A 20,074-nucleotide genomic window follows, 5' to 3' on the forward strand; every position below is an offset into this window, starting at 1 on the left:
GATAATATGCGTAGTCATTCTGTAGTTTGTATTGGGGAATTGTTGATTGATTTCTTTTGTACCGATGTTGACGTTGATTTAAAGGAAGGGCGCCAATTCTTGAAAAGTGCGGGCGGTGCACCGGCGAATGTGTCGGCAGCAATTGCCAAGCTGGGAGGAGACGCCGCTTTCAGCGGAAAAGTAGGAAAGGATCCGTTTGGGTATTTTCTGAAGCAAACATTGGACGCTGTACATGTCGATACCTCTATGCTGGTGATGGATGAGAAAGCGCCTACAACGCTTGCTTTTGTTTCATTAAAACAAAATGGAGAGCGTGACTTTGTTTTTAATAGAGGCGCGGACGCTTTGTTTACGCTGGAGGATATTGACCAGGAAAAACTAAACGAAGCGAAAATTCTTCATTTCGGTTCTGCGACGGCACTGTTATCGGATCCGTTTTGCTCAGCCTATTTACGGCTGATGTCGATTGCGAAAGACAATGGACAGTTTATTTCGTTTGACCCTAACTACCGTGAAGATTTATGGAGGGGAAGAGTCTCAGAGTTTGTAAGTGTTGCGAAAAAAGCGATCGCTGTAAGTGATTTTGTGAAAGTCAGTGACGAGGAGCTTGAGATTATCAGCGGTGTGAAGGATCATGAAAAGGGTGTTGCGATCCTTCATGAGATCGGAGCCAACATTGTCGCTGTGACACTTGGGAAAAGCGGAACGCTTCTTTCCAATGGAAAAGACCGTGAAATCATTCCAAGCATTCCGGTGACATCAATCGATTCAACAGGGGCGGGAGATGCTTTTGTCGGTGCGGCTTTATATCAATTGGCAAACACGGATCAGATTCAATCTGTAGATGCTGATTTTGTGAAACTGCGTGAGATTGTGGCATTTGCCAATAAGGTCGGAGCTCTTGTGTGCACTAAAATTGGAGCGATTGATGCACTGCCGAGCTTGGATGAGATTGAAGTTTCTTTGTAAACATTGAAGATGTTTCTTGAAAGTCTTTGGACTTTTGGAGGCATCTTTTTTTATTACTTACATTTTTGTTCGGGTAAAAAGTTGTGTATTTTTTGTTTGAAATGTCATTTTTTATTAAAAAAGTGAAACTTTTAACGATAATAAATAGTATATGTAACAAGGGTTACCGAATTAGCTTTAGGAGGAACGATATAATGAGTATCATTGGAAGATTTAAAGATATTATGTCTGCGAATATCAATGCTTTATTGGACAAGGCTGAAAATCCGGAGAAAATGGTAGATCAATATTTAAGAAATATGAATAGCGATTTGGCTAAGGTTAAGGCAGAAACAGCAGCTGTTATGGCCGAGGAGCAGAGAGCAAAAAGAGAATATCACGAATGCCAGGCGGATATGGAAAAGATGGAAAGCTATGCAATGAAGGCGCTGCAAGCCGGGAATGAGAGCGATGCGAGAAAATTTCTTGAAAGAAAAACATCTTTGGAGTCAAAGCTTTCTGAGCTGCAGGCGGCGAATCAAATTGCTGCAACCAATGCCGCACAGATGAGAAAGATGCATGACAAATTGGTATCTGACATTGGAGAGCTGGAAGCACGTAAAAATATGATCAAGGCGAAGTGGGCAGTAGCGAAAACGCAAGAAAGAATGAACAAACTGGGCGCTTCTGTTTCAAGTACAAGCCAATCAATGTCTGCATTCGGCCGAATGGAGGACAAAGTAAATAAGGCACTTGATCAGGCCAATGCAATGGCTGAACTGAACAGCGCTCCGCAGGATGATATGGCTGATCTGACTGCAAAGTATGACACTGGCGGTTCAAGCCAGGTTGATGATGAACTTGCGGCGTTAAAAGCGAAAATGATGCTCGATAAGTAATACATAGGAGGCCGCAGCTCTCGGCTGCGGCGTCATTTTATCATAAGATGTGAGAGGGAACGGTAATGATAATATCTTATAAGTGTCCGAACTGCGGCAGTAATATGGCATTTGACAGTGAAACCGGCTCGTTATCCTGCGGCAGCTGCGGAAGACAGGACAATATTGAAAGCCTTCCGAAAGAAAACATTGCGGCACGGTTTTCTGATGATGAAGCAAAAGAATATCAATGTGAAAACTGCGGCGCCGTTTTGATCACGGAAGCTGAAACGACAGCAACGACGTGCAGCTTCTGCGGAGGTGCTGCAATACTTGCCGATCGTTTATCGGGACATTTGGCACCGGCGAAAGTCATCCCATTTACAATCAGCAAGCAAGAAGCCGAGCAGGCATTTCGAAAGTGGTGCAAAAAAGGCCTTCTGACACCAAGAGGTTTCATGTCTGCCGATCGCATTAAAAGCATCACCGGCATGTATATTCCGTTTTGGATGTTTGATTTAAATAGTGAAGTACAGGTGAGAGCAAACTGTACCAGGGTCCACCGGTATGAAGAAGGGGATTATATTTGCACGGAAACAGAGCACTTTGAAGCGTTTCGTGATATCAATCTCGATTATTTGAAAATCCCTGTCGATGCCTCTGAAAAAATGAAAGACGAATTAATGGACAAATTGGAGCCTTATTCATACGAAGAGCTGAAGGACTTTCAAACGGCATATTTGGCCGGTTATATTGCGGAAAAGTACAATTATACCGATGAGGAGCTTTTTCCGAGGGCAAAAGAGAAAATCAGCAGTTATATAGATTCATACATCCATTCTACTTTTTCCGGATATACGTCAGTCAATGTGAGGGAAAAACATATTCACACGAAAAACGTGAACAGCTTTTACGTTTTGCTTCCTGTTTGGATGGTCAGTTACGATTATGAAAGAGCGGAGCATATCTTTGCGATGAACGGGCAAACAGGAAAGGTTGTTGGAAAGCCGCCGATCAGTCGAGGAAAAGTGGCGGCATGGTTTAGCGGAATAGCAGGCGGGACATTTCTTGCGTTGAAGCTCGTCTCTTTGATGATGGGAGGCGGATTTTGATGCGTGGATTTTTTGGGAAAGCGATCTTTGTTGTGCTGGCTGTTTTCATCATGATGCCTTTACTGGGTATCGAAGCGGCAAGAGCCTCTGAATCGCAGCAGCATGTGTACGATCGCGCTCATCTATTGTCAAAAGCGGAGATCGGAAAACTTGAATCTCTCTCGGCAGAGCTGGGTGCAAAGAGGGACACTGATTTCATCATTATTACGACAAAAAGCACAAACGGTGAAGATATTGCAGACTATACCGGCGATTTTTATGATCGTTACGGAAAAGGCAGTACAGCCATTCTGACCATTGATATGACAAACAGAGAAGTGTTTATCGCAGGCTTCAAAAAAGCCGAACAGTATTTGGACAACAGCAGGCTCAATAGCATCAGAAATACGATTTCATCTGATTTATCCAATGAAAATTATTTTAAAGCTTTTGAGACATATATTCAGCTTTCCTATAAAGATATGGGCATAAAACCGGGAGTAAACCCTGACAACATATTCTTTACATGGTGGTTTCAGCTGATTGCTGCCATCGCAGTCGGGGGAATTGCGGTTTCAATCATGCTTTATCATGCAGGCGGCAAAGTAACGGTTAATGGAAATACATATATGGATCAGCGTACGTCTGATGTGATTGATCAATACGACACTTATATTAGAACGACTGTAACAAGAGAAAGAAAACCATCAGATAAAGACAGCGGCAGCGATGGCGGTGTTACGAAAGGCGGCACGTCATACAGTGGGAGCCGGGGCAGTTTTTAAATGTAAGAAATAGAGAAAGGGAGAGGCGTAATGTCGTTTTTCAGAAATCAATTAGCGAATGTAGTAGAGTGGGAAGAATTTAGAGATGATATGATTTTTTATAAATGGAACAATCGTGAAATCAAAAAAGGGAGCCGTTTAATCATTCGTCCCGGACAGGATGCTGTCTTTTTGAACAATGGGCGGGTTGAAGGAGTCTTTCAAGATGATGGCGATTATGATATTGAATCAGAAATTATTCCATTCCTTTCAACGTTAAAGGGCTTTAAGTTTGGCTTTAACAGCGGCATGCGAGCTGAGGTGCTGTTTGTCAATACGAAGGAATTTACCGTAAGATGGGGAACAAAACAGGCGATAAATATTCCGGCAGCGGGAATGCCAGGCGGGATGCCCATTCGCGCAAACGGCACATTTAATTTCAAGGTGCAGGACTATATCAGCCTGATTGATAAAATCGCTGGCGTGAAAGATCAATATTTTGTAGAGGATATTAAAACCCGTATCATTTCTATTCTGGATCAGCTTCTCATGAAGTGGATCACAAGAGAAGGGAAAGATATGTTTAATCTTCAAGCAAACGCTTTTGATATTGCCAAGGGAATTCAAGAGGACTTAGATATGCAATTAATAAGCGACGGGATGACGGTCACTGGTTTTCAAATCATGAGCTTTAATTATCCTCAAGAGGTTCAAGATATGATTACAAAGAACGCTTCCTACGGTATGGTTGGGGATGTGAACAGATACCAGCAAATATCAATGACGGATGGAATGGCATCCGGAAAGATGAGCGGAGGCGGAGCGGCTTCGGATATGGCTGGAATGATGATGGGAATGAATATGGCCAATCAGATGATGAACCAAATGAATCAAAATCAGCAGGCACAGTCATCAGGCCCACAGTCAACTGGCAGCGGAAGCAAACCGAATTTCTGTCCAAACTGCGGAACAAAAACGGGCGAAGCCAATTTTTGTCCGAATTGCGGCCAGAAGCTTGTGTAAGACTCATACAGTGAAAAGTCCGGAGTGATCAGCGCTCGGGACTTTTTTATTTAGGAGAATAAGCGTTACCTATTGCTTGCTCCTGAACTGGCCATTTTCGAGCACCCGCTTGGATAATTCCCAGCAGCAATTGACGACGTTCCTTTATTGAATTGACGGCAATTTGAAATGTTTGCTTTGATGAAGCCGGTATGCCTGATTGTTGAAGCTTTGAGAGGTCTGGTTCCGGCGGCGCTTGTTCTGCAGGATGGATATAGGCAGTATGAACGGTATCCAGATAGTTTTTGATGCTTGAGCGCGCTTCTTTGATATGAAGCTGATTCGGCTGATATTGTTCAGGAATTCCGTATTTGAAAATGGTTAGAGCCTCATCCAATACAGCAACAGCTATAATGGATGATTCCTGATGCTGCGTGCTGTGGTAAAAATGAAGGATGGGGAAGGCGTTATGCTGAGCGGTCAGCTTTCCCAGCTCTGATGAGGCGGCGACAAGAAGAAAATCAATGTCGTGAAAGTCTTTGCCATTCCATGCATTATGGACGATTTCTGTTCCGTCATGCCCTAGACTTAATACACTTTGGGCAAAGGAGCGTTTTTGATTAACCGCACTCAAGACGGAAATCAAATACGTGACAGAAAACGTGATGGTAAGCAGTCCTTGAGCTGTTTCAATAATCGTGACAAGCTTCCATAGGCCTCCGTTCGGAGCGAGGTCGCCATTTCCTAATGTAAACATGACATAGCCGGAAAAATAAATTCGGTCTGACCAGGAAGCCGGTTCTTTTGATTGAGTTTCCATAAGTGAGTGAGGGTCACTCGAGTAAATTAAAACCCACCCGCCCCAAAACAGACTGATCCATATCACTAATGTCAGGCATAACAGCAGAGGACCAGCCATACTTAGAACCTTTGCGTGGTCACCGCTGATTCTGCGGCAGCCCTTCCAAAGCCAGGCAGACAGGCATCTTGTGATCGGGCCTGCACCGCTCTCTAACCATAACGTGGTCCATAAAAAATCAATCATCCCCGCTGTCAATAATAAAAGGCCTGCAATGATATAACCCTCATTCATTTTGGTTACCTCCCTTAAGTCAGCCTTCTTTTATTTTCTTCTCTATTTCCTTTTATCCTGAGTCTGAAACAATTGAACGAATGTTTGATTTTACAGAGAAAAACAGGAGAAGTTACCCAACACTTACTCATTTATCGATATGAACAAAAAATCACAGGATTTTTGACTTGATTCACACATTTTCATGAAGAAAAACGTTCATTTTCCCCTTGAATTGGTGATTTTCCTTTTATAGAGTAAAAAATTTTCAGAAATTTATATTGACTGAAAACGTTTTTATAATTATGATAATATCAGATATAACAAGAATGTCACTATAACATCACTACGATTGAACTATCAAGTGACTAATAAATACCAAATGAACAAGGTTATGCACAAAGAAATGACCATTGCTCTTTTAGTGAGAAATGAAATCGCTTCCATTTGGACTGACATGCTAAGAAGAAGGGAAGGTTATGAGGTTATTGGATAAAAACATGAACAACTATTTTCTGAAGCCTGCTTACAAAATGTGAGGAAGGCAGCAGCCCTGGAATAAGTTTTTGACATACGCATTTTGAAAAAGACTGGGGGAAACAGTATGAATAAACAAGGCAATCAAATGTCATTTTTACGTACAATTATTTTAGTCTCCACTTTTGGCGGGCTTCTTTTTGGCTATGATACCGGTGTGCTCAATGGAGCTTTGCCGTATATGGGAGAGCAGGATCAGCTTAATCTCAATGCCTTCACAGAGGGCCTTGTCACCAGTTCACTTCTTTTTGGAGCCGCGCTAGGTGCTGTGTTTGGCGGCAGGATGTCTGATTTTAACGGCCGCCGCAAAAATATTTTATTCCTCGCTGTTATATTTTTTATTTCGACGATCGGGTGTACGTTTGCTCCGAATGTTACGGTCATGATCATTTCACGTTTTGTGCTTGGTATTGCGGTAGGGGGTGCATCAGTAACGGTGCCTGCCTATTTAGCAGAGATGTCTCCTGTGGAAAGCAGGGGACGGATGGTGACGCAGAACGAATTGATGATTGTATCAGGACAGCTATTGGCCTTTGTTTTTAATGCAATCCTTGGAACAACAATGGGAGACAACTCCCATGTGTGGAGGTTCATGCTGGTCATTGCGTCGCTTCCAGCCGTGTTCCTGTTTTTCGGGATGATCAGAATGCCCGAGAGTCCCCGCTGGCTTGTTTCTAAAGGAAGAAAAGAAGATGCTTTACGTGTATTGAAAAAAATCAGGGATGAAAAACGGGCAGCAGCTGAGCTGCAAGAAATTGAATTCGCTTTCAAAAAAGAAGATCAGCTTGAAAAAGCGACGTTTAAAGATCTTTCAGTCCCATGGGTGCGCCGTATTGTGTTTATTGGATTAGGGATTGCGATTGTACAGCAAATTACAGGTGTGAATTCGATTATGTATTATGGGACTGAAATTCTAAGAAATTCCGGTTTCCAAACGGAAGCCGCTTTAATCGGAAATATTGCGAATGGAGTGATTTCGGTATTGGCAACATTCGTCGGAATCTGGCTGCTGGGAAGAGTGGGGCGCCGGCCGATGCTGATGACAGGCTTGATCGGTACGACAACAGCGTTATTGCTAATCGGGATATTCTCACTTGTACTTGAAGGATCACCGGCACTTCCGTATGTAGTCCTGTCATTAACGGTCACATTTCTTGCTTTTCAGCAGGGCGCCATTTCACCAGTGACTTGGCTAATGCTATCTGAAATTTTCCCGCTTCGCCTTCGCGGACTGGGAATGGGTGTTACGGTATTCTGTCTGTGGATGGTGAATTTTGCAGTCAGTTTCACGTTTCCAATATTGCTGGCAGCCATCGGGCTGTCCACAACGTTCTTTATCTTCGTTGGATTAGGAATTTGCTCTGTCTTGTTTGTGAAGAGGTTTTTGCCGGAAACGAAAGGGCTTTCGCTTGAGCAGCTGGAGGAAAACTTCCGCGCTTATGATCACAGCGGGGCAAAGAAGGATTCTGGGGCTGAAGTGATTGGATAATTTAAAAAAGAATCCGCACCCGAGTGCGGATTCTTTTTGGTTTCAAATTAGTTAGGTCTGACAAGGATTTTGACTTGGCTTTTCTCTTTAATAAGAGCCCCGAAGCCTTCCTCGATCAAATCATCTAGTACGATTTTTTTCGTTACGAGTTTGTCGGCTGAGAAATAGCCTTCTTTCATTAATGACAATACAGCCGGGAAGATGTCGCGGTATCCGATAATTCCTTTTACTGTACGTTCTTTGATTACGATATCGTTCGGATGGATTTCAGCACCTTTTTCCCAAATGCTGACGATGACGGTTTCACCGGCAATTGTAGTGGACTGGATGGCTTGTCGTAACACCACTGGGACACCCGTGACTTCGAATGCTACGTCAACACCGCCTCCTGTACGTTCTGCAATCTCAGCGACTACATCGTCTGTTTTAGACGGATCAACGATGATCGCGCCAAGCTCCTCAGCTTTTTGCTGGCGTTCAGGAGAAAGCTCAACAGCGTAAATATCAGTTGCACCGGCAGCCTTCAGCGCTTCAATGACAAGAAGTCCGATCGGGCCGCAGCCGAATACAGCCGCTTTGTCGCCTGCTTTGAGTTTGCTTGAGCGGACAGCGTATAGAGCAACTGCAGAAGGTTCAACGAGCGCGCCTTGTTCATATGATAATTCATCAGGAAGTTTGAACAAAAGCTCTTCATCTACAGAGACGTATTCAGAGAAACCACCGCCTCCGCCGGCTAAGCCGAGGAATCCCATTTGTTCATCAAGGTTGTAGGCGCCTTGGTGGCCGTGTGTAGCAAAAATCGGCTCGACTACGACGCGGTCTCCAACTTTATAATTTTCAACGCCTTCTCCGACTTCGACAACTTCACCGGAGAATTCATGCCCCATTGTGACAGGTGCCGTTTCATTTGTTAATGGATGCGGTTTGTCAACCGGAATAAAGATCGGGCCGCCCAGATATTCGTGTAAATCACTTCCGCAGATGCCGCACCATTTGACTTTGATCTTTACTTTTCCCGGCTCCGTTTTTGGCTCCTCGATATGTTCAATACGGATATCCTTTTGGTTATGCCATCTTGCTGCCTTCATGGATTACCACTCCTATAGCTTTTGATGTGAGTAATTCCGCACCGGTCAATATGAACTGTTCACAAAATCGCCATTTTTAAAACCAAAAAAGAAATGAAATTTTTATATAATATAATCTACGTTTTTTTGAAAAAAGAAACTTTGAAGAAAAAAGGGTCTCGCACACTCTTTTTTCTTTATATGAGAGTATCAATCGTTTACATAGCTATGAATTTGGTTTGAACAATACGGTAATGGTTCGTTCATATTGAATGCGACAACTACTCTATCAATAATTATAACGCTAATACCGCTATTATAATAGGATAATCTTCCATGGTTTAATTTAACAGAGGTAACTTTTTTGACTTTGTAACATTACTGTAAGGATATTGAAATAAAAAATAGCTGGTTGATCGTGTATAATCTTCCTAGATGTTAACAAACAGGGGGACGAAATGTTGAAGAAAGTCATTTTAGCCGCTTTTATCTTAGTAGGAAGTACTTTGGGAGCTTTTAGTTTTTCATCAGATGCCAGTGCGAAACATGTGAACGGAAATATTACTTGGTATAATGGAGTCGGGAAAAAAGGCTCTTCAGGTAAGAAACTTGGACATTGGGATTGTGCGACCAAAATCGGATTTGATGTTCCTAGAAACGGGACAAAAATCAGAGCTTATGCAAAAGCGAAGCCTAAAAAGGTGATTACGGTTTATAAAAATGATGTTGGCAGAATGCCTAATGCGGTGCTGGATGTAAGCCCTAAAGCGTTTAAAGCGCTTGGATACCCATTAAGCAAAGGTAAGGTAGCGGGGCATTACAGCTATTAATGTACATATATAATCTGGAAAGCAAGAAGTCACATTCTTGCTTTTTCTATTGGTGGAGATAAAAGATGAAAAAAAGAATCATATTATTGTTAGCAGTGACAATAGCGGCAGCTGCCGCGGGAGTTGCGTTTTATGTTGCAAAGGATAAAGGCCATGAGAAGGCTGCTGATGTTTCAGTCAATACCGAAAGCGGTGATGAGCTGCTGGTTTCAATTACAGATACGGATCTGCTGACAAAGTATTATGAAAATGACAAGGTGATCCATGAGGAGAAGCTGACCAGCTATCCGGCATTTGCCTTGGATCAAAAACAGCAGGTGCTCTATTATACGGGCAATAATGAACAGAATGAAATGAGGCTTTTTAAACTGGATCTAAAGTCTAATAAAAAGACGGTGCTTTATAAAGGCGCGGAGAGTGCGGACAGTTTGTTTTTATCAAAGGACCGTTCAACCATCTATTTCCGCTTAGGAAAAGCGGACGAAAACAATTTTCGGATCGCCGCTTTTGATCTGAAAACAAAAAAGTACAAAAATCTTTATCCTGCCGCTAATGATCAGGATAACACCGTTAGCAGCTTCTTTTATAACCAAAAAAACGATTCATTTGCATTGCTTCATTATTCTGTAGAAGAAGACTACAAGAAAACAGATGAAGCAAACGAAAAGGGAATCGACCCTGAACCGACAACGATTCATTTTGCGGAAGGCCGCCAACATAAATTTAATGAGCTGAAAAGCCTGAACCAATTTATCAGCGATATTGCTGTTTCTGATGATGATAAACGTATTTTATTCACATCATATACGCAGAAAGGAACGGAGCAAACCGCTTCTATTCAGATGCTCAATGCGGATACGAAAAAATATGAAAGCATCATCTCAAATCAAAAATCATTTAAGCTGTTAATTGACGCACAGCCTCAGTTCTCTAAGGATGGAAAGAACATTTATTTTCTTGCCGAAGCCAAGGGGGCTAAAAAGCTGAAGGACGAAACAGGGCGTGAAGCTAAGGTGCGGACGATTTATTCCTATAGCCTTGAAAATAAGACCTTCAAAAAAGTATGGGAAAATTCGAACGGCATCATCAACAGCTTTTCTGTGATTAACTAATAAAAACCACTCGGCATAAGCTGAGTGGCTTTTTTAATGGATGAAGTGCAGGGCTAATGATCCGAGCCATTTAAAGATATGAATCAGAGGTATCGACAAAAACAGAAGTTCAACATACAAGTTCATTGCAACATTCAGCTTTTTGAACGCAGCTCTTTTTTTCAAGTCTTTTTGCTGCTGGTTTGAGATCACGTTATCCCTCCTCTTATATCCATATTATACCATTGAAGCAGACAAAAAAGCCCTAAACGTTTACAGTTTTGGGCTTCTTTCTTCGTATTTGGCCTCTTGCAATAAGAGGCTTTTATTCTGAAATATAGAATTTTGTCTCCGTTTGAGGTTTGTTTGCTTGCGGGAGACTGCATTTGTTATAGGGAAGAACTAGCTTGTTTTCGTTTGGCTGTTGTTTTGGAGATTCACTAATGAACGGATGCCGTCGACCATTTTACTTCCGCATAAAGGGCACAATGGCGTATCACTGCTGGCGAAGTTTTTTCGGGTCCAGCCATTACAGTCTTCTTTTGTGCATTCCCAAGTACTCACATCTTCTTTTGGCAGCGGTTCTTGATTTCGTTTGTTATAGTAAGACATAAAGTCACTTCTTCCCTCATGTATTTTACTGCACATTTCTTATTGTCTCATACTTTTCCCTAATCTCCTAATTCCTTTTTCTTTATGACTTTCCAATAACCCCATCTAAAAAGGAGAGGAGTGTGCTGTTAAAAGCATCTGGCTCTTCTAAAAACGGGCAATGGCTGCTTTTAGAAAAGGTAACGAGTGTCGCGTTCGGAATATTGCTGCGCAAGTGTTCCCCAGCTGCTGTAGAGAAAAATTTCTTGTCTTCCCCGAAGCACAACAATGTCGGCACATTGATGTTTTGGAGGGTGCTCCGGTAATCAGCGGCCGTTTGGTTAAATAAAATCGTGCTAGAAATGGCAGCCGGCTGTTTGAGGATTTCTGCCAGCATCCATTCTGTTTCGGTCTCGGCAGGCGGTTCTGCGAACATATTCTGGATGAAGCTTTCGTAGAAAGGCAGCGGGTCAGTTTGAATGGCGTGCATCGCTGTTTTTAAGCCGTCAAAATCAAATGGACCGTGTTCCCAGCCCTCCCATTGATAGTCGGAAGCGGATTGATCGATGATCACAGCGGCTTGAATGTTATCATTCCCAAATTGATTGAGATAATCCCATACGACAAAAGCGCCCATTGACCAGCCGGCAAGAACGACATGGCCAAGCTCCATTACATTTAGAAATTCCCTTATGTCACGGGCATATTGGGAAATGGTGTGGCCGTGAAGCACTTTGTCAGATTCGCCGTGTCCTCTAAGATCAAGACGAATACATTGATAATTGGCAGAAAGCGCCGAAAATTGTTTGTGGAAAAATTGTCCGCTCATCAGCACCCCATGTATAAACAGGATCGGCGTCCCGCTCCCGTGTGTTTCATAGTAAAGGCGTGTCTGATCTTCTAATGTGATGTATGGCATGTTTCTCCTCCTTTAGTTTCCATCATGAGTATGGCTGGCTGCTGTTGAGCTGATGATGGCAGCTGTCGCGGCTGCCTGCTGTGCTTGAATGACTGTTTCGATAGCGGTGTATAGTCCTGATTCCATCAGCAGATTTTTCTCCATATGCTCACTGAGATAGAGGCTGACAGCAATTTTAAAGTTCATTTCCTTTTGCCATTTAAAAGCTTTTTCCTGGTTTAATTCGTCAGTGATGCACAAAACGGTTTTGATATCTGGCTCTTCCAGAAAGGTGAGGAGAGCAAGGTCTGGGTAATGATAATCCTTTGGTTTTTTGACAGATTCAGTGATCGATTGATATATCTGTTTGCAAGCGGAAACAAGCATTTCGGGCTCTTTTTCACTTTGCAAGGCCAGAATATGGCTGACCTGATGTAAGTACTGTCCTTTTTTAAAGCCGTTGGCCGCCAGCAGCTGATAGCATGTTTCCGCCTTCTGTAGCGCCTGCAAACCTTCTCCGTTTTCTCCAAGCAGTACGGCAAGCGGAACATTCTGAGTTGAAGTGAGGAAATAATGATTTTTTTTCATCTGCTGATAAACAGCTAGCCCCATGCTCATCTGTTCTTTTTGGTTTGTCGTTTCAGATTTTCCGGTGAGCAAGATCAAAGCGGAAAGGTATGTGAACATATCCCGCTTATACCCTAGCTTCACCATTTCATTGTATACATCGATAAAAGTATGAAATGTTTGTTTTGCCTCATGCTGAAAATGAATGTCCAGAATAGATGCAACAGTAAAGCGGTGGTGTGAATTGAGTGTTGAGAAGCTGCCGATGTTTGATTTGATATAGCTGCTCAAATCATAAAAGCGCTGAAAATCAAACTCTCTTTTATTCACAATATATGCAGAAGAAATGAGCATTAATATCTGATCGTGTGAAACTTTCCATTTTAATTTTGATTTTAATTCAGCATAAATGGAAATGTATTGCTTTATTTTTTCATGTAGGTCGTGTGTCAGCATAAAAAGCAGCTCCTTTTTGCTGTTTTTACGTAATACGATAAATAGGGCCGAAGGTTTCATAAAGAAAAAACTTGCCTGCTAGAGGCAAGTTTGTCGGGTTATTTATAGGGATCTGTTATATCCATCGGTCTCATCATGTCATAGTCTTCATGCTCTAGAATATGGCAATGCCATACGTATCGTCCGCTGTACGGACCGAATGTCGCCGCGATTCTCAGGACTTCACCTGCATGCGCTTGAATGGTGTCTTTCCAGCCCTTTTCACTTGGCGGCGGCGGGACAGCCGGACCGGTATAGGACAATTCCCCGCTTTCTTGATAACGGGCGATATCAAACGGCCGCCGGTCTAATACACGGAAGGAGACTAGATGCAGGTGAATCGGATGTGTTCCGCGTGTCGGGTTGATAATGGACCATATTTCAGTTGTGCCGACTTTTGGTGCTTCTGTGACGGGATCGTGCCAGCGTTTGTTATTAAGCAGAAGGACGGGTCTGCCGTATTCGTCCTGGGTGCCTGCCAGTTTTAACGTTCTGATGTTTTGTATTCTTTCATGCTGTACCGAAGGGTATGAGGCGAGGTACTTCGGCTTTCTGCTTTCGTCTTTTTGTGCCAAAGGTTTTGTGACTCTGAATTGTATGATATTCGCATCTGTTTCGGGATTGACGTCTCCGCCGCAGCCCGCGCTGTTTGCCAAAATGATCGATTCTCCTTCATATGCTGTGAAGTCAATGATGATATCATAACGTTCAGCAGGCGCAAGGCTGAAAGAATTCAGTTTAACAGATCGCGGCAGGAGCCCTCCATCTGAACCTATCTGAATAAACTCTCCGCCATTATCGAGTGACAGGTTATAGGTTCTTGTATTGGAGGCGTTGATGACACGGAATCGGTATTTCCTTGGCTCGACCTCCAAGTATGGCCATACCTTCCCGTTGACGAGTATGGTTTCTCCGCAAAAAGCCGGAACGATTGAAGGATTAGGCAGTGACGGAGAAGGGTTTTCCGGTGCGCTCGGATAAAACAAAGAACCGTCCTCATTGATCGTGCGGTCTGTGATAAGAAGCGGCACATCGTATTCGTCTGAAGGCAGTTTTAAGCGTTTTTCCTTTGGGTCATGAATGATATAAGCACCGACAAGTCCGGCATAGACATTTAGCCTGGTGAGCGCCATGGCGTGATCGTGATACCACAATATAGCCCCGCGCTGCTGGTTTGGATAATGATAAACCTCTCTTTTGAAATAAGGTCCTGTTTGTTCAAAGTCTTTGGAAAACCAAGCCTCCGGATACCCGTCACTATCATCTGGCGTGACGCCGCCGTGTAAATGAACAACAGTCTTTACCTCGGGCTCTTCATGCTGGCTGTCACTGTGATGAATGGTGTGATCAATCGGAAGGAAATGCGTGGAAGGAAGGTTATTCATCCATTTTACATATACGTTTTCATTTCTTTTAACCTCAATGGTCGGCCCCGGAAATAAGCCGTTGTAGCCCCACAGGCGGGTTGGAGGGAGATCGCGATGGAGCTGATGAGTGCATTCCTCCATGGTGACTTCGTAGTATGTTTTTTCTTTTGATTGCTGTACTGGCTTTAGTGTATCTGGGATTGGGAGAGCATCCACAAATTTTTCAAGTGTCATTTTCATCTGTCCTTATCTAAATTTTCCAAATTGGTACTATAGTTAATGACAATAAGGACGTGATGGTTACAAAAAATCTTCGTGCTGCAGACCGCCCGAAGAAGAAAATAACTAAATCCTAAACGGCAGGCCGTTTAGGATTTGATCAGCATTAAGGCAGGATATCGGGCTGCTGCTGTGTGACTGGGTTGGCAGCCGCTTTCTCGCTCACCTTGCGTTTTCTGAACACAAGGTAAGAAATCAGAACGATTCCCGTGATGACGCCTGTCAGCAGCAGCTCGTCTCTCATTGAATCAATAAACGCCATGGACACTAAAATTCCGCAAATGGCGAGGATGGTCAAGTAGGTTAGGAAAGGGAAGAGCCACATTTTAATCTTCAATGCTTCTGGGTTTGTTTTTTCGAGTTTTTTCCGCATTTTCAGCTGGGAAACTGCGATGACAAGATAGACGAGTAAAGCGATTGCGCCTGATGAGTTGACTAAGAATAAAAAGACGGTATCCGGTGAAAAATAGTTCATTACGACCGCGATATAAGAGAAAAATGTCCCGGCCACAATGGCTTGTACGGGAACGCCTTTTTTGCTCAATTTCATAAAACGGCGCGGCGCTTCGTTTCTTTCTGCAAGTGAATACAGCATTCTGGATGTGGTATACAAACCTGAATTCAGGCAAGAGAGTACGGCTGTGAGGACGATAAAGTTCATAATCTGTGCGGCTGCCGGCACTCCTATATGCTCAAGTACAGCGACGAAAGGGCTTTCTAAAATATTTGCTGAATTCCATGGCAACAGCGCTACGACAATGGCGATTGAGCCCACGTAAAAGACGATGATGCGCCATACAACGGATCTGGTGGCTTTTGTCACAGATTCGACCGGGTTGGATGTTTCCCCTGCTGCAATGGCAACGATTTCAGTTCCCATAAAAGAGAAGATGACAACGACAATGCCGAGCAAAACAGAGCTGATGCCTTCCGGGAAAAATCCGCCTTTGCCTGTAAGATTCGATAAACCGACTGGCTCACTGCCCGGTGCAAAGCCAAAAATAAAGGCAAAACCAACGATTAGAAAAGCAATGATAGTCACAACTTTAATGAGAGAGAACCAATATTCAAACTCACCGAAAGACTTAACGGAGTAGACGTTTGTCAGGGTGAGTACAATGGTCAAGATCAAACTTGTCAGCCACAGCGGAATATCATGGAACCAGTATTGAATAATGCCAGCACCGGCGATGGCTTCAATCGCGATGACGATCACCCAGAAAAACCAGTACAGCCAGCCGATTGTAAATCCTGCCCACGGTCCGATGGCGTCGTGAGCGTATTGAGAAAACGATCCGCTCGTCGGGTTTACGGCAGACATCTCACCGAGCATTCTCATAATAAAAATCACCAATAATCCGGCTAACGCGTAAGAAACAACGGCACCCGGACCGGTCGAGTGAATCACTGAACCGCTGCCTACAAATAGGCCGGCTCCGATTACACCGGCAATCGAAATCATTGTCATATGGCGGGTCTTTAATTCCTTTTTTAATCCTGATTGAGATTGGTTCATAAGTTACCTCCTTTTAAAATGCAATCATTACTGAATATTATGATAATTGAAACTCTATCATAAATATACAGTTTGTCGAAAATTCATGTGAGAAAATATAACGTTTTATTTCAAATTTGTAGTGTTTTGTTTGCGCTTTCAGCGAATGTGTGGAAAAAATGTTTCGTTTTTTATTTGCTGTGTGATTTTGTGTACTATTTACAATTCGATAGAATGCGAGAAGCGCTGGTGTCATTGGATCTGATGGGCTTTTTGGCGGAGCAAATAAATTGGATGAGAGAAAAAGTGTTCCATCGTCACTATTTTTCTGTGGCGGGTGAATCATGTTTCTGTAGACCCACTGCGGATCAGCTTTGTAAGATAATAATAGGAAAATGTGAGCGGGGAGGAGGGTTTTGTATGGAGAGATATGATGAACTGAAAAAGGGAGAATCCGGAGCGCTGGTCAGCATTGCCGCGTATCTTGTTCTTTCCGCAATTAAACTGATCATCGGTTATCTTTTTCACTCGGAAGCACTTACCGCAGACGGGTTAAATAACACAACTGACATTATTGCTTCTGTTGCTGTGCTGATTGGCCTGCGCATCTCTCAAAAGCCTCCTGACGAAGATCATCCATACGGCCACTTTCGAGCGGAAACGATTGCATCGCTTATCGCATCGTTTATTATGATGGTTGTCGGACTGCAAGTGCTGTTCAGCGCCGGAGAATCTATTTTTTCTGCTAAACAAGAGACGCCGGATATGATTGCGGCCTGGACGGCAGCGGGCGGGGCAGTCCTGATGCTGATCGTTTACCGGTACAATAAAAGGCTGGCCAAAAAGGTGAATAGCCAGGCGCTCCTTGCTGCGGCTGCTGATAATAAATCAGACGCATTCGTCAGTATCGGCACATTTATCGGCATTGTGGCTGCTCAATTCCATCTTGCTTGGATTGATACGGTCACTGCGTTTGTGATCGGTCTGCTTATTTGCAAGACCGCATGGGATATCTTTAAAGAGTCATCTCACTCTTTGACAGATGGATTCGACATAAAAGACATTTCCGCTTATAAACAAACAATCGAAAAAATCTCCGGTGTGAGCCGTTTAAAAGACATAAAAGCAAGATACTTGGGCAGTACGGTTCATGTTGATGTGGTGGTTGAGGTATCGGCAGATTTAAATATTACGGAAAGCCACGATATAGCCAATGAAATTGAGCGGAGAATGAAGGAGGAGCATGCGATTGATTATTCGCATGTTCATATGGAGCCTTTAGAACACAAATAATTGAGCTTCCTGCACAGGAAGCTTTTTTGTGTGTTTTGGCCAGCTTTATTGGAAACAATTTGCTAGAATCGTTTTTTTATACAGATTGCTTTTTGTGGTAAAGTTAGGTTACATTATGATGAATTTTGTAGATGACTAGGAGGAAAAGAATGGCATATCAAGAAGAACTGCATCCTTTGCTGGGGAAAGCAGTTGAACATATTAATAGAGTAATGGTTGGAAAACGAGACATCGCCATACTCAGCTTAGCAGCCCTTCTTGCCAAAGGGCATGTGCTGCTTGAGGATGTACCCGGAGTCGGAAAAACGATGATGGTCCGCGCGCTGGCAAAGTCAATCGGCGCCGATTTCAAAAGAATCCAATTCACTCCGGATTTGCTGCCATCTGATGTAACAGGGGTATCTATCTATAATGCGAAAACGATGGAATTTGAATATCGTCCCGGCCCGATTATGGGAAATATCGTACTGGCAGATGAAATCAACCGTACCTCTCCGAAGACACAGTCGGCTTTGCTCGAAGCGATGGAAGAGGGGAGCGTCACGGTAGATGGCCATACGATGCAGCTTGCCGATCCGTTTTTTGTGATGGCAACGCAAAACCCGGTCGAATATGAAGGGACCTATCCTTTGCCGGAAGCTCAGCTTGACCGTTTTTTATTCAAACTTCGGATGGGTTATCCGTCCTTTAATGAAGAGCTTGACGTCTTATCTCTTCAGGAAAAAAGCCATCCGATTGAGACGCTTGAGCCGGTTATTGCAAAAGAAGACTTCATCTTTTTACAGAGGGAAGTGCAAAATGTCCGTGCTGATGACAGCATTAAGGAATATATCGTTGAAATTGTGCAGAAAACGAGACAGCATCCTTCTGTTCAATTAGGCGTCAGTCCGCGCGGCTCAATCGCCCTCATGAAAGCGGCACAGGCATACGCGCTGCTGCATCATCGCGACTATGTCATACCGGATGATATTCAATATTTAGCTCCTTTCACGCTGCCGCACCGGATGATGCTTCATCCTGAGGCAAAATTTGAAGGGATTCAGGCAGAAGCGATCGTAAGGGAGATCATGTCAGCTGTGAAGGTGCCGGTTCAAAGGTCGTCGATCCGCTGATGAATAAGAAATGGCAATGGCTCGTTTATGGTTGGAAGCTGATTATATTAACTTTATTGACGGCTGCTGTTTTTTCTTATGCGATGTTTCAGGGCGGCTTTGTCAGCTGGTTTTTGTTTTACGCGTTTCTCCCTTTTGTCTTGTATGCCGGGCTGTTGGCCTTGTATCCGCTCCGTTCTTTTCAGGCTTCGAGGCAAATGGATAAAACACAATTGCATGCGGGGGACAGGCTGGGCGTAACGGTTACGCTGAGAAGAAAGCTGCCATTTCCCCTGATGTATATGGTGATTGAAGATTGCCTGCCAGAAGGTATCGAGTCATTAAATCGAGACGGAGCCGCGGCCAAACGGCTCGTTTTTCCTTGGTTTAAACGGAGCATGACGATGTCGTATGAATTAGCTCGGGTACCGCGCGGAGAGCATCACTTTCATTCTGTCAGGGTGCGAACCGGGGATGTTCTTGGCTTGATTGAAAAAACAGCATTTTTTGAGCTGGATGATACCCTGTTTGTTTATCCATCCTTTCAGCGTTTTTCCTATCAGGTGAATGAGAGGCATCAGGAAGACGGTGTAATCGGTTCTTCTCCTATTCATCAGCACCATTCCTCAGTCGCAGCAAGTGTGCGGAATTATCAGCCGGGAGACCGGTTTGCTGCGTTAGATTGGAAGACCTCTGCGCGCCGGAGCCAGCTGATGACGAAGGAATTTGAGCCTTCTCGCAGCAAAAATCTGTTTCTGCTGATGGACCGTTTTTCCTCTGACGCATTCGAAGAGGTCGTTTCAGTGACAGCTTCGATTCTTCATTCTGTTTTAAAAAACGGCGCGGGTGCTGGCTTGGCTTCCATCGGAAAGGAAAAAAACATTTTCCCTATTCAGGAAGGGGATCAGCATTTTAAGCACATGCTTCGGCATTTAGCCATCGCTCATTGTGATGCGGCAGACCCGATAAGCCGATATGCACGGGAAGAGCTGCGAAAGCCATCTGTTCGCCAAGCTGATCAAGTTGTTGTCACGGGACAGTTAACGGAAGATATGCTGCACCTCGCAGAAATAGGAGGCGGCCGGGTTACGGTGATACTGGCAAAAGAGAAAGATGCTGAGCTCTCTCAAGCTGAAAATGCCATGATTGAACGCATGATGAAACGCCAAATCAGAGTTCGGGTCATGAGGGGCGGGCGAGTTTCGCGTGTTGTTTAGAAAGAGAGGTGA

General features: G+C 43.7%; 20 protein-coding genes. 11 read left to right on the forward strand and 9 right to left on the reverse strand.

The features are described 5' to 3' along the window. The first annotated feature begins 6 nt into the window (after positions 1-6). The 5 genes from NYE53_RS03450 to NYE53_RS03470 all read left to right on the forward strand — a co-directional run bounded on the left by NYE53_RS03450 (position 7) and on the right by NYE53_RS03470 (position 4,704). Positions 7-969 carry a carbohydrate kinase gene (locus tag NYE53_RS03450; RefSeq protein ID WP_232567359.1) on the forward strand — a complete coding sequence of 321 codons (963 nt, stop codon included), beginning with the start codon at positions 7-9 and terminating at the stop codon, positions 967-969. 194 nt (positions 970-1,163) lie between these two features. Beyond that, complete coding sequence (locus NYE53_RS03455; RefSeq protein WP_072173431.1) at positions 1,164-1,847, forward strand: PspA/IM30 family protein; 684 nt, start codon at positions 1,164-1,166, stop codon at positions 1,845-1,847. A gap of 65 nt (positions 1,848-1,912) precedes the next feature. Then, entirely contained in the window at positions 1,913-2,938 is a 1,026-nt protein-coding gene (locus NYE53_RS03460; RefSeq protein WP_339247281.1) for a TFIIB-type zinc ribbon-containing protein, read from the forward strand. Beyond that, entirely contained in the window at positions 2,938-3,702 is a 765-nt protein-coding gene (locus NYE53_RS03465) for a YgcG family protein (protein ID WP_015252670.1), read from the forward strand. Before NYE53_RS03460 ends, NYE53_RS03465 begins: the two co-directional genes overlap by 1 nt. Positions 3,703-3,732: 30 nt before the next feature. After that, positions 3,733-4,704: an SPFH domain-containing protein gene (locus tag NYE53_RS03470; protein WP_003234032.1), complete on the forward strand. Its 972-nt coding sequence runs from the start codon at positions 3,733-3,735 to the stop codon at positions 4,702-4,704. A gap of 46 nt (positions 4,705-4,750) precedes the next feature. On the opposite strand, the gene NYE53_RS03475 is transcribed toward NYE53_RS03470, so the two are convergent. Further along, positions 4,751-5,776 carry a potassium channel family protein gene (locus NYE53_RS03475; protein ID WP_339247284.1) on the reverse strand — a complete coding sequence of 342 codons (1,026 nt, stop codon included), beginning with the start codon at positions 5,774-5,776 and terminating at the stop codon, positions 4,751-4,753. Positions 5,777-6,359: 583 nt separating this feature from the next. On the opposite strand from NYE53_RS03475, the gene iolT reads away from it, so the two are divergent. Then, positions 6,360-7,781 carry a myo-inositol transporter IolT gene (gene iolT, locus NYE53_RS03480; protein WP_339247287.1) on the forward strand — a complete coding sequence of 474 codons (1,422 nt, stop codon included), beginning with the start codon at positions 6,360-6,362 and terminating at the stop codon, positions 7,779-7,781. 47 nt (positions 7,782-7,828) lie between these two features. On the opposite strand, the gene bdhA is transcribed toward iolT, so the two are convergent. Then, on the reverse strand, positions 7,829-8,869 hold the full coding sequence (gene bdhA, locus NYE53_RS03485) for a (R,R)-butanediol dehydrogenase (RefSeq protein ID WP_003234015.1): 1,041 nt from the start codon (positions 8,867-8,869) through the stop codon (positions 7,829-7,831). Positions 8,870-9,306: 437 nt separating this feature from the next. Between bdhA and walM the strand changes: the two genes are divergently transcribed. After that, the gene (gene walM / locus NYE53_RS03490) at positions 9,307-9,678 is read left to right on the forward strand and encodes a cell wall metabolism protein WalM (RefSeq protein ID WP_003234013.1); all 372 of its coding nucleotides are present in this window, start codon (positions 9,307-9,309) and stop codon (positions 9,676-9,678) included. Between the two features lie 65 nt (positions 9,679-9,743). Further along, complete coding sequence (locus tag NYE53_RS03495; RefSeq protein ID WP_339247288.1) at positions 9,744-10,790, forward strand: hypothetical protein; 1,047 nt, start codon at positions 9,744-9,746, stop codon at positions 10,788-10,790. Positions 10,791-10,823: 33 nt separating this feature from the next. Here the strand turns inward: NYE53_RS03495 and NYE53_RS03500 are convergent, their stop codons facing one another. The 7 genes from NYE53_RS03500 to NYE53_RS03530 form a co-directional block, all read right to left on the reverse strand. Then, on the reverse strand, positions 10,824-10,982 hold the full coding sequence (locus NYE53_RS03500; protein ID WP_327828724.1) for a hypothetical protein: 159 nt from the start codon (positions 10,980-10,982) through the stop codon (positions 10,824-10,826). A gap of 189 nt (positions 10,983-11,171) precedes the next feature. Beyond that, entirely contained in the window at positions 11,172-11,381 is a 210-nt protein-coding gene (locus NYE53_RS03505; RefSeq protein ID WP_003234008.1) for a cold-shock protein, read from the reverse strand. Positions 11,382-11,463: 82 nt separating this feature from the next. Beyond that, positions 11,464-12,279 carry an alpha/beta hydrolase gene (locus NYE53_RS03510; protein WP_339247290.1) on the reverse strand — a complete coding sequence of 272 codons (816 nt, stop codon included), beginning with the start codon at positions 12,277-12,279 and terminating at the stop codon, positions 11,464-11,466. 12 nt (positions 12,280-12,291) lie between these two features. Beyond that, entirely contained in the window at positions 12,292-13,281 is a 990-nt protein-coding gene (locus NYE53_RS03515; RefSeq protein ID WP_339247293.1) for a DUF4003 domain-containing protein, read from the reverse strand. Between the two features lie 98 nt (positions 13,282-13,379). Then, positions 13,380-14,921 carry an outer spore coat copper-dependent laccase CotA gene (gene cotA, locus NYE53_RS03520; protein ID WP_339247295.1) on the reverse strand — a complete coding sequence of 514 codons (1,542 nt, stop codon included), beginning with the start codon at positions 14,919-14,921 and terminating at the stop codon, positions 13,380-13,382. Between the two features lie 151 nt (positions 14,922-15,072). Further along, positions 15,073-16,482: a GABA permease gene (gene gabP, locus NYE53_RS03525; protein WP_339247298.1), complete on the reverse strand. Its 1,410-nt coding sequence runs from the start codon at positions 16,480-16,482 to the stop codon at positions 15,073-15,075. A 37-nt stretch (positions 16,483-16,519) separates the two neighbouring features. Continuing rightward, the gene (locus NYE53_RS03530) at positions 16,520-16,807 is read right to left on the reverse strand and encodes a hypothetical protein (protein ID WP_032678949.1); all 288 of its coding nucleotides are present in this window, start codon (positions 16,805-16,807) and stop codon (positions 16,520-16,522) included. A 74-nt stretch (positions 16,808-16,881) separates the two neighbouring features. Between NYE53_RS03530 and mneS the strand changes: the two genes are divergently transcribed. From mneS to NYE53_RS03545, 3 genes are all read left to right on the forward strand, one after another. After that, on the forward strand, positions 16,882-17,754 hold the full coding sequence (mneS, locus tag NYE53_RS03535; RefSeq protein WP_268556209.1) for a manganese transporter MneS: 873 nt from the start codon (positions 16,882-16,884) through the stop codon (positions 17,752-17,754). Between the two features lie 149 nt (positions 17,755-17,903). After that, entirely contained in the window at positions 17,904-18,866 is a 963-nt protein-coding gene (locus NYE53_RS03540) for a MoxR family ATPase (protein ID WP_339247303.1), read from the forward strand. Further along, positions 18,866-20,062: a DUF58 domain-containing protein gene (locus NYE53_RS03545; protein ID WP_339247304.1), complete on the forward strand. Its 1,197-nt coding sequence runs from the start codon at positions 18,866-18,868 to the stop codon at positions 20,060-20,062. The genes NYE53_RS03540 and NYE53_RS03545 overlap by 1 nt, the downstream gene beginning before the upstream one ends. The last annotated feature ends 12 nt before the right edge of the window (positions 20,063-20,074 follow it).

It is taken from the genome of Bacillus sp. FSL R5-0523 (genome assembly GCF_037975295.1).
GTDB classification, from domain to species: domain Bacteria; phylum Bacillota; class Bacilli; order Bacillales; family Bacillaceae; genus Bacillus; species Bacillus subtilis.

Excerpts from the sequence above, each read along its gene's own strand:
- gabP (WP_339247298.1), bottom strand. The coding sequence starts at position 16,482 with ATGAACCAATCTCAATCAGGATTAAAAAAGGAATTAAAGACCCGCCAT.
- NYE53_RS03540 (WP_339247303.1), top strand. The coding sequence starts at position 17,904 with ATGGCATATCAAGAAGAACTGCATCCTTTGCTGGGGAAAGCAGTTGAA.
- NYE53_RS03465 (WP_015252670.1), top strand. The coding sequence starts at position 2,938 with ATGCGTGGATTTTTTGGGAAAGCGATCTTTGTTGTGCTGGCTGTTTTC.
- cotA (WP_339247295.1), bottom strand. The coding sequence starts at position 14,921 with ATGACACTTGAAAAATTTGTGGATGCTCTCCCAATCCCAGATACACTA.
- NYE53_RS03530 (WP_032678949.1), bottom strand. The coding sequence starts at position 16,807 with ATGATTCACCCGCCACAGAAAAATAGTGACGATGGAACACTTTTTCTC.
- NYE53_RS03510 (WP_339247290.1), bottom strand. The coding sequence starts at position 12,279 with ATGCCATACATCACATTAGAAGATCAGACACGCCTTTACTATGAAACA.
- NYE53_RS03460 (WP_339247281.1), top strand. The coding sequence starts at position 1,913 with ATGATAATATCTTATAAGTGTCCGAACTGCGGCAGTAATATGGCATTT.
- NYE53_RS03505 (WP_003234008.1), bottom strand. The coding sequence starts at position 11,381 with ATGTCTTACTATAACAAACGAAATCAAGAACCGCTGCCAAAAGAAGAT.
- NYE53_RS03475 (WP_339247284.1), bottom strand. The coding sequence starts at position 5,776 with ATGAATGAGGGTTATATCATTGCAGGCCTTTTATTATTGACAGCGGGG.
- NYE53_RS03455 (WP_072173431.1), top strand. The coding sequence starts at position 1,164 with ATGAGTATCATTGGAAGATTTAAAGATATTATGTCTGCGAATATCAAT.
- NYE53_RS03470 (WP_003234032.1), top strand. The coding sequence starts at position 3,733 with ATGTCGTTTTTCAGAAATCAATTAGCGAATGTAGTAGAGTGGGAAGAA.
- NYE53_RS03450 (WP_232567359.1), top strand. The coding sequence starts at position 7 with ATGCGTAGTCATTCTGTAGTTTGTATTGGGGAATTGTTGATTGATTTC.
- NYE53_RS03495 (WP_339247288.1), top strand. The coding sequence starts at position 9,744 with ATGAAAAAAAGAATCATATTATTGTTAGCAGTGACAATAGCGGCAGCT.
- NYE53_RS03545 (WP_339247304.1), top strand. The coding sequence starts at position 18,866 with ATGAATAAGAAATGGCAATGGCTCGTTTATGGTTGGAAGCTGATTATA.
- bdhA (WP_003234015.1), bottom strand. The coding sequence starts at position 8,869 with ATGAAGGCAGCAAGATGGCATAACCAAAAGGATATCCGTATTGAACAT.
- mneS (WP_268556209.1), top strand. The coding sequence starts at position 16,882 with ATGGAGAGATATGATGAACTGAAAAAGGGAGAATCCGGAGCGCTGGTC.
- walM (WP_003234013.1), top strand. The coding sequence starts at position 9,307 with ATGTTGAAGAAAGTCATTTTAGCCGCTTTTATCTTAGTAGGAAGTACT.
- iolT (WP_339247287.1), top strand. The coding sequence starts at position 6,360 with ATGAATAAACAAGGCAATCAAATGTCATTTTTACGTACAATTATTTTA.
- NYE53_RS03515 (WP_339247293.1), bottom strand. The coding sequence starts at position 13,281 with ATGCTGACACACGACCTACATGAAAAAATAAAGCAATACATTTCCATT.